Here is a 761-nt window from a genome sequence, read left to right as displayed (position 1 = left end):
CGAGGACTCGGACCGAGATCGCGTCGACGGGCACCACGGCACCCACCTCGGCGCCGCTGTCGGTGGCGGCGACGAGCAGGACGCTGTTCGCGTCGATCAGGCCGGTCACCGGCGCCGTCGTGCCGCTCAGTCGCAGTCGTGTGCCGTCGATCTGCGCGTGCAGAGCGGGACTCTCCAGGGAGGTCAGCGCCGGTACGACGAGTTCGGTGCCCGATTCGGCGGCCTCGTAGGCCGGATGGTCGAGCTGTTCGAGCAGCCGTGTCGCGAGCGCGAGTTCCGCGACGGGTAGCGGGCTTGCCGCGCGACCGTGCTCCTCGACGAGCACGGCGAGATCCACCTGGGTGCCGCCCGCGTCCTGGGTGAGGAGCCCGATCAGTCCGGACTCGGCGAGGTGCCGCACCCCGGCGGCCGTGGTGCGTGCCGGGCCGTCGTCGATCCCCGGCCGTCGCGCTGCGATCGGATCGTTCTTGGTGAGCCAGGCGCGCTCAGCCCCGGCGAGGGCTTCCTGTTCGTCGCTCAGCGCAAAGTCCACGACACTCCTTCCAGGCTTGGATTCGACGACTTAGTTAACCACGTCATCTACGTCCTGGATAGCACTTACCCGCGTCTCTCGAGCGTAGGCCTCTCGACCCGCCGGGCGCGAGGGATCGCACCCGGGAATTCTGTTCGGCCTCTTGCCAACGACCTAGTTATACAGGTAATACTTGTTTGGCCGGGCGGGTGTGGCGGGGGCAACACATGCGCCCCGAAAGCCCTGGGGG

Annotated in this window: 1 pseudogene; it reads right to left on the bottom strand. The window is 68.6% G+C overall.

The annotated features are described in order from the left end of the window. Nucleotides 1–532: pseudogene (locus I0Q12_RS33935) on the bottom strand (acyl-CoA dehydrogenase); the annotation flags it as partial. Between the last annotated feature and the right edge of the window lie 229 nt (nt 533–761).

Source organism: Rhodococcus sp. CX, from assembly GCF_015865005.1.
Classification (GTDB): domain Bacteria; phylum Actinomycetota; class Actinomycetes; order Mycobacteriales; family Mycobacteriaceae; genus Rhodococcus.
Note: the sequence above shows the minus strand (reverse complement) of the source record. Positions and strands in the feature narration are given on the sequence as shown.